At 44.8% G+C, this 6,100-nt stretch carries 3 protein-coding genes and 1 pseudogene; all 4 read left to right on the forward strand.

The genetic code is table 11. From position 1 onward, the window contains the following. Positions 1 to 441: pseudogene (locus ACKI5J_RS07290) on the forward strand (phosphatase); the annotation flags it as partial. A gap of 281 nt (positions 442 to 722) precedes the next feature. Beyond that, positions 723 to 2,039, forward strand: coding sequence for an adenosylhomocysteinase (ahcY, locus tag ACKI5J_RS07295; protein ID WP_407428023.1), 1,317 nt, complete (start codon positions 723 to 725; stop codon positions 2,037 to 2,039). Between the two features lie 59 nt (positions 2,040 to 2,098). Continuing rightward, complete coding sequence (locus tag ACKI5J_RS07300; protein WP_407428025.1) at positions 2,099 to 2,833, forward strand: pyridoxine 5'-phosphate synthase; 735 nt, start codon at positions 2,099 to 2,101, stop codon at positions 2,831 to 2,833. 332 nt (positions 2,834 to 3,165) lie between these two features. Next, complete coding sequence (gcvP, locus tag ACKI5J_RS07305; protein ID WP_407428027.1) at positions 3,166 to 6,048, forward strand: aminomethyl-transferring glycine dehydrogenase; 2,883 nt, start codon at positions 3,166 to 3,168, stop codon at positions 6,046 to 6,048. Positions 6,049 to 6,100: the final 52 nt, after the last annotated feature.

Below are 6,100 nucleotides of genomic sequence, written 5' to 3' on the forward strand. Positions count from 1 at the left end.
GGAAATTTCAAACGATTAAAATTTCAAGCATCTCATTATGGACCCTATAGTGTTCAGGTTGAACATATGGTACAAGGCATGAATGGAAAATTCATAAGAGGCTTGGAACAAAATCAATTGAAAGCATTTGAACCTTTTGAATTACAATATGCAAGTCTTCCTGAGGTTAGCGACTTTGTGAGGCAGAAGTTGAACCCCGAACAACAGAATATTCTTAAACAAGTAGTCAAGCTACTAGATGGTTTTCAGTCTGCACTTTCAATCGAAATATTAGCATCGCTTGACTACGTCAAAAAGGAAAACCCAGGCATCAGCAAAGAAGATGCATGTGTAGCAGTCAAGTGGTCTGAACGAAAGAAGAGATTGTTTAAAGACAAATACGTCGATATCGCCTGGGATCACCTTGCCAATCATAGCACTCAATTGAACTTCTCACAATAATTTTGCGTTTGCTTCTTGCTCCGGCCGACTAGATCTTAACGGCTCTTTTAAACAATTGATTTTATCATTAGATTGACGTGTCTGCTATTCGCAAGATCTATCTATATGTCAAATTAAAATCCTTAATTACAAGAGTCATCTCCTCCTTTGAAATTGGCTAAACTATTGCCTACTTTTGTATTAGCAAAGCGGTGAAACAAATATCTGTGTGCAAATAGCGTGCAAGAGAAAAATACAAATCTCGCAAATTGCTGATAAACAAAAATTTAACAATAACAACTATGTCATCAGTAGAGACAACTTACGTTCCTTACAAAGTTAAGGACATTACCCTGGCAGACTGGGGTCGCAAAGAAATTGGTTTAGCAGAGGCTGAGATGCCCGGACTAATGGCTCTTCGCGCTGAATTTGGCCCATCTAAGCCCTTAAAAGGCGCCCGTATTGCCGGATGCCTTCATATGACTATTCAGACTGCCGTATTAATTGAAACTTTGGTTGAACTGGGTGCTGAAGTTACCTGGTCTTCTTGTAATATCTTTTCTACTCAGGATCATGCCGCTGCGGCAATCGCTGCTGCCGGTATTTCTGTGTATGCATGGAAAGGGCTTACTGAAGAAGAGTTTAACTGGTGCATTGAGCAAACTCTTTATTTCGGAGAGGATCGCCAACCGTTGAATATGATCCTGGATGATGGTGGTGACCTAACCAATATGGTGTTTGATCAGTTCCCTGAACTGATCCCTGGCATTAAAGGTCTTTCTGAAGAAACCACTACAGGTGTTCATAGACTCTATGACCGCATGAAGAACGGAACACTTCATTTACCTGCTATTAACGTTAACGATTCAGTTACTAAATCGAAATTTGATAACAAGTATGGCTGCCGCGAATCATTAGTTGATGCGATCCGTCGTGCTACTGACGTAATGATGGCTGGCAAAGTGGCTGTTGTTGCCGGCTATGGTGACGTAGGTAAAGGCTCTGCAGAGTCATTACGCAGCTCCGGCGTTCGTGTTATTGTAACGGAGATTGATCCTATCTGTGCCCTTCAGGCTGCGATGGAAGGTTTTGAAGTTAAGAAGTTAAGTACTGCTATCGCTGAGGCTGACATCGTTGTTACTTGCACAGGTAACTGCAATATTGTTCGCGGCGAGCATTTTAAATTGCTGAAAGATAAAGCGATCGTTTGTAATATCGGTCATTTCGACAATGAAATAGATATGGCATGGCTGAATGGCCACTATGGCGATACCAAGGTAGAGATCAAACCTCAGGTGGATAAATACACCATTGACGGCAAAGACGTGATCATTCTTGCGGAAGGCCGTTTGGTTAACCTGGGATGTGCAACCGGCCACCCTTCTTTTGTTATGTCCAATTCGTTCACGAACCAGACGCTTGCTCAGTTAGAGCTGTGGATGAATACAGATCAGTACGAGAACCGCGTTTACACGCTGCCTAAACACCTTGATGAGAAGGTAGCACGCCTTCACCTGGCAAAGATCGGCGTTGAGCTGGATGTATTGGATCAGGAACAGGCTGATTATATCGGTGTTGCTGTCGAAGGTCCTTACAAGCCCGAAGCATACAGATACTAATCATCTGTTAACATATTTAAGAAAGATGCTTACCTTTGGTGGCATCTTTTTTTTTATCCATGGATCAACATTCTCAGACTAAGCTGTCCGTTAACATCAATAAAATTGCTACCCTTCGCAACTCTCGCGGTGGCAATAATCCGGACCTGGTTAAGACAGCACTCGATTGCGAGTCTTTTGGTGCCCAGGGAATTACGGTTCACCCCCGCCCTGACGAGCGTCATATCCGGTATCAGGATGTGTTTGATCTTAAGGCGGCAATATCTACGGAGTTTAATATTGAGGGAAACTGCCAGGAAGAGTCTTTTGTGCAGCTGGTCCTGGCGAACAAGCCGGCGCAGGTGACACTTGTTCCCGATGTCCTCGGACAGATAACCTCTAACCATGGCTGGGATACCATAAAGCATGGCGAATATTTAAAGGAAATAATCGCAGTATTTAAAGAAGCTGGAATCAGGGTTTCCATATTTGTTGATCCTGATCCTCGAATGGTTGAAGCTGCGGCCCTTACCGGAACTGACCGGATCGAGCTTTATACGGAGGCTTACGCGAAGAATTATTTCGTGAATAAAGAACTTGCTATAGCACCGTACATACAGGCTGCGCGAACTGCCCAACAGGTGTCTTTAGGAATCAACGCCGGCCATGATCTCGATCTGCATAACCTGCGTTATTTCACTCAAAATGTTCCAGGGTTACTTGAAGTGAGCATCGGACACGCTTTAATTTGCGACTCATTATACTATGGCCTGGAAGCTACTATCAGGCGCTATCTTGATCAACTCAAGGGATAATCCTGCCTTGAAAAACTCATATCCGGGAACTTTTCAGAAATTATTATGAGCATTTCGAAAACTTTCACCGCCAAAACCGTCTTTTTGCCCCTTTGGGTTAAAAAAGACACTCCGAAGAATTAAATGTTTTTAGCTTTACTCACAGTTGATTGTTTTTCTCTTCTGAATTCTGGGATAATTATATAGGGAATTTTGAGTCTTGCGAAAATTGCCGGATTTTTCACTGTAAGTAATTGCGCTTAAAAGGATTATCCCCATTAAAAAAACTGCCCTTTCTGGCTTATTCCGGCGCATTTTCGTACCTTTGTAGCATCCCATTATCATTCAGTTTCATGAATTTAAATATTGATTTCAAAGAAAAATTTGAATCGCGTCACATTGCTCCTGACATCGAGGCGACTGCACAGATGCTTTCACAAATAGGAGTCGACTCACTTGATGACCTTATTCAACAAACGGTGCCTTCTCAGATCAGATTGAAAACGCCGTTGGATCTTCCTGCTGCAAAAAGCGAATTTGATTACTTAAACGATTTGAGGCAGGCGGCTTCGAAGAACAAAGTTTTCAAGTCTTTTATTGGAAAGGGATACTATGATAACATCACTCCTCCGGTAATACTGAGAAATATCTTCGAAAACCCGGGATGGTATACTCAATATACACCTTACCAGGCTGAGATTTCACAGGGACGTTTACAGGCATTGCTGAATTTCCAGACGATGGTTATTGACCTGACGGGAATGGAAATTGCAAATGCGTCATTACTAGACGAGGGCACTGCCGCCGCTGAGGCCATGTTCATGCAGTACAGTCTTCGCAAAAATCAGAAAGCAAATATTTTCTTTGTTTCGGAAGAGCTTTTTCCGCAAACCATTGATATCCTAAGAACACGTTCAGCCCCTTATGGAATTGAGCTACTGGTTGGGAACCATGAAACAGTAGAGCTTGACGATCGAATGTTCGGTGCGATTGTGCAGTACCCTTCCGGAAAAGGAATTATCCACGATTATAGTGAATTCGCTTCTAAGGCGCATGCTACAAATATCAAGCTGACGGTGGTCGCTGACATTTTAAGCCTGACGATATTAACTCCTCCCGGAGAATGGGGTGCGGACATTGTTGTGGGCTCTACGCAGCGTTTTGGTATTCCGATGGGCTTTGGCGGTCCGCATGCAGCGTTCTTCGCTACCAAGGAAGAATATAAACGCAGCATGCCTGGAAGGATCATCGGCGTAACGGTGGACTCATCAGGTAATTATGCACTGCGTATGGCTTTGCAGACCAGGGAGCAGCACATCAGACGAGACAAGGCGACATCGAATATATGCACGGCACAGGCATTACTGGCCATTATGGCTGGAATGTATGCGGCTTATCACGGGCCTAAGGGGCTTGTTAATATAGCAACCCGGATTCATGGGCTGGCGTCTCTGCTTGCTTCTTCTTTGGAGCAGCTCGAATACAAACAGCTGAATGTTAATTTCTTCGATACAGTCCGTTTTGACTTGGGCAATCTCACCGGCCCAATACACGCTGAAGCGATCAACAATCTTTGCAACTTCGACTTCAGTGGCTCTGAAATATGCATCGCTCTTGATGAGACGACATCTGTTGAAGATATTAAAACGATCATCCGTTTCTTCGCTAAAGTGAAGGGAAAAAACCTGAACGACTTGAATTTCGAGGAACTGGTTCAGGGAGTTTCTTCCAGAGTTCCCACCGAACTTGAGCGAAGCAGCACGTTCCTGACACATCCTGTATTCAACAGGCATCATTCTGAGCATGAAATGCTTCGTTATATTAAATCTTTAGAAGCTAAGGATCTTTCGCTGTGCCATTCAATGATTCCTTTGGGATCTTGCACGATGAAGCTGAACGCTACAACTGAAATGATCCCGGTTACGTGGGCTGAGTTTAGCAAAATCCATCCTTTTGCTCCTACCGATCAGGTGGGTGGATATATGCAGATCTTATCGGAGCTTAATGACTGGCTTAGCGAGATCACCGGCTTCGCGGCGATGAGCCTGCAGCCTAACTCTGGTGCTCAGGGTGAATATGCCGGCCTGATGGTGATCAGAGCTTATCATGCTGACCGCAATGACCACCACAGAAACATCGTGCTTATTCCATCTTCAGCACATGGAACAAACCCCGCCTCTGCGGCTATGGCCGGTATGAAGGTAGTGGTAGTGAAATGCGACGAGAATGGCAATATAGACGTCGGCGACTTAAGAACTAAAGCGGTTCAGCATAAGGATGACCTTTCCTGCCTGATGGTAACATACCCATCCACTCATGGTGTATTCGAAGAGTCGATCATTGAGATATGCGAAATCATCCATGAGAACGGTGGACAGGTGTATATGGACGGTGCTAATATGAACGCGCAAGTTGGACTGACCAGTCCGGCGTCTATAGGTGCTGACGTTTGTCACCTGAATTTACACAAGACCTTCTGTATACCTCACGGAGGTGGCGGACCCGGCATGGGTCCAATCGGAGTGGCTAAACACCTTGTACCTTTCTTACCCGGTCATACTGTAGTTGACATTAACCATGATCATTCTATTCCTGCCGTGTCTGCAGCGCCATGGGGGTCAGCCTCGATATTACTGATTTCTCATGCTTATATTGCCATGATGGGCGCAGAAGGATTGACTAATGCTACCAAATACGCTATTCTGAATGCAAACTATATAAAATCAAGGCTGGAAGATCACTATCCGGTACTTTATTCAGGAAGTATGGGACGGTGCGCACATGAAATGATTCTGGATTGCCGCTCATTTAAGAGCGCTGCTGTTGAAGTGACCGACATAGCCAAGAGGCTGATGGACTATGGCTTCCATGCTCCAACCGTTTCTTTCCCTGTAGCTGGAACGTTGATGGTTGAGCCTACAGAATCAGAGCCTAAGCATGAGCTGGATCGTTTCTGCGACGCCATGATAGCGATCCGCGCAGAAATAGAGGAAGTACTGACAGGATCAGCCGATAAGCAAAATAATGTTCTGAAAAATGCTCCTCATACGTCAGCTGTTGTGACAGCTGACACCTGGGAAAAGGAATATAGTCGCCAAAAGGCTGCGTTTCCGCTGCCATATGTCGCTGAACGCAAATTTTGGCCTTCAATTGGTCGGGTTAATGAGACCCACGGCGACCGCACACTGATCTGCTCTTGTCCTCCAATCGAGGCCTATTCGGAGATGGAAGCATAACCCTTCCAGTACCTTTAAAACGGAAAGGCCGGTTGCTAATGCAACCGGCCTT

The organism is Arcticibacter sp. (assembly GCF_045629565.1).
In the GTDB taxonomy this organism is placed as follows: domain Bacteria; phylum Bacteroidota; class Bacteroidia; order Sphingobacteriales; family Sphingobacteriaceae; genus Arcticibacter.